This is a genomic window from Pseudomonas anatoliensis, assembly GCF_017976235.1.
Lineage (GTDB): Bacteria > Pseudomonadota > Gammaproteobacteria > Pseudomonadales > Pseudomonadaceae > Aquipseudomonas > Aquipseudomonas anatoliensis.
On record NZ_JACVHC010000016.1, the window covers coordinates 1 to 2145 of the forward strand.

Here is a 2145-nt window from a genome sequence, read left to right on the forward strand (position 1 = left end):
TGTCGTTTTCAGAAGGCGACTGCACCAGTTCACTGGGCTGGCCGCCGTGTGTGCATAGAACTTCTGACCGGGAACGGTCAGAAGTTCTATGCACGAAGCGCCGCGAGAGATCGGAATTGCTCAGAACTCTTGTGCACGGCGCGACAAAGCCGGAACCGCCGAAAATTCCGGCGATCAACCGGCAAGCTGCTTGATGCGCTCGGCCAGGCGGCCGAAAGCCTCGTTCACGTATTCCAGCACCTTGGGTTCTGCGCCCTGCGTGCGCAGCGAGTCTTTGAAGGCTTCCAGGTCGGACAGCCATTGCCGATGCAGGCGGCCCAGCTCGTCGAGCTGAGGCCGGAAGTCTTGGAGACTGCCGCTCGCACGAAACGCCTGGTAGCCACGCTCAAGCGTGGCCGCCGTGGTCAGCAGTTGCGCGCCCATTTGCTTGTGCTGTTCGGAGAACTCGGCCATGCCGTCATAGGGCCGCGAAGCCTTGCGGCGCTCGGCTTCGGATGCCTCTTCCATGATGCGGGCGTAGCGGTAGAACCCTGGGAACTCGCGGGACAGCGCCATGAGCTGCTGATCGGATGTGCCGACCCAAATCCTGTGCAGGTCAGGCCCGTACCCCATCATGCGATTGATGATGGCATGGGCCTCGCTGACACCCTGGGCGGCAAGCTGCTGCATGTGTTGGTCGATCTTCGCGGCCAGTCGGCGGAATTCGTTCATGCTCATGTCCGTCACAAAAGGCGCGTTGATTGCCCTTGCGCCGTGAGAAGTGCCACCGCCTTCTTATCGAAGGAAACGAAGGTTTCCCCGCCAAGCCAGTTGCCTTCGTAGGCAATGACGCCATCGGCAAAGTCTCCGCCCGCGTCGAGCACCAGCAAGCCAGCCTCCACGGCAGGCCGGTTCACTTCCACATTCGCGGCGGCCAGTAGTGCCCGGATCGCGCTGGCCGCGTCGGCTTGCTGGAAGCCGTAGACACGCAGCAGCACCCAAACAAATTCGCATAGGCACGGCAGCGCGACCGCGATCAACTCGGCGTCGGTCAAGACTGCGGCGGCAACGTCCGCTTGTGCGGGATCGTCACGCACAACCGCACGCACAAGGACGTTGGTATCGACTGCGACCTTCATTGCTTACCTGCCCAGCCTTGCGCCGCCGCCTCGTTGATTTCTTCGATGGTGGCAACCTTCTGCGTCTTGCCCGCGAGCAGGCCGACAAAGCTGGCTATCGTCCCTGCGGGCCGTGCCGCCTTGAGCACGCCCCGACCGTCTGGCAACAAGTCCAGCTCGATCTTGTCGCCTGGCCTGATGCCGAGGTGTTGCAGTACGTCCTTCCGAAACGTCACTTGTCCCCGTGCGGTAACGGTCAATGTGGTCATGGTGGTTTGCCCTCGCAATCAAGGTTGATGCTTCACATAGTAATGCAAAAATGCCTTACCGTCAATGTCCGTCAAACGATCATTAGTCGGCCATGCCGGACACTGTCCAGCAAAGTTATTGCACAACGGGTTGTCGGACATTAAGATAGGCGGACGGAATGACGGACAAGAGAGGCGGCAAATGGCACTGATCGGCTATGCGCGGGTATCGACGGCGGAACAGGACACCGCCTTGCAGACGGATGCGCTACGCAAGGCAGGCTGCGAGCGCGTTTTCGAGGACACGGCTTCCGGGGCCAAGGCCGACCGCCCCGGCTTGGCTGATGCGCTGGCCTACCTGCGCGACGGCGACGTGCTGGCCGTCTGGCGGCTGGATCGGCTCGGGCGCTCTATGCCGCACCTAATCGAAACGATAGGCGCGCTGGAAGCGCGAGGCGTCGGCTTCCGTTCTCTGACGGAAGCCATCGACACCACCACGCCAGGCGGGCGGCTCATCTTCCACGTGTTCGGCGCGCTGGGCCAGTTCGAGCGCGACTTGATCCGCGAGCGCACCAAGGCCGGGTTGACTGCCGCCGCCGCTCGTGGGAGGAAGGGCGGGCGAAAGCCGGTTGTCACCGCCGACAAGTTGCAGCGAGCGCGGGAGCACATCGCCAACGGGCTTAATGTCCGAGAGGCCGCTACACGGCTCAAGGTGAGCAAGACGGCCCTGTACACCGCGCTGCAATCCACCAGTGCAGCCGACTCCTGATATTCCGTGCAGTCGTCTTCTGAAAATGACA

4 protein-coding genes are annotated in these 2145 nt (G+C 62.1%); 1 reads left to right on the plus strand and 3 read right to left on the minus strand.

Translation table 11 applies throughout. The annotated features are described in order from the left end of the window. Positions 1-174: 174 nt before the first annotated feature. Genes ICA16_RS28090 through ICA16_RS28100 form a run of 3 tightly spaced genes read right to left on the minus strand, consistent with a single transcriptional unit; the run spans position 175 to position 1366 of the window. Entirely contained in the window at positions 175-711 is a 537-nt protein-coding gene (locus ICA16_RS28090; protein WP_003159187.1) for a hypothetical protein, read from the minus strand. Positions 712-722: 11 nt separating this feature from the next. Beyond that, positions 723-1118, minus strand: coding sequence for a type II toxin-antitoxin system VapC family toxin (locus ICA16_RS28095; RefSeq protein WP_003159186.1), 396 nt, complete (start codon positions 1116-1118; stop codon positions 723-725). Further along, positions 1115-1366, minus strand: a complete 252-nt coding sequence (locus ICA16_RS28100; RefSeq protein WP_003108276.1) for an AbrB/MazE/SpoVT family DNA-binding domain-containing protein — start codon at positions 1364-1366, stop codon at positions 1115-1117. Before ICA16_RS28100 ends, ICA16_RS28095 begins: the two co-directional genes overlap by 4 nt. Before the next feature lie 181 nt (positions 1367-1547). Between ICA16_RS28100 and ICA16_RS28105 the strand changes: the two genes are divergently transcribed. Continuing rightward, complete coding sequence (locus ICA16_RS28105; RefSeq protein WP_003159185.1) at positions 1548-2114, plus strand: recombinase family protein; 567 nt, start codon at positions 1548-1550, stop codon at positions 2112-2114. Positions 2115-2145: the final 31 nt, after the last annotated feature.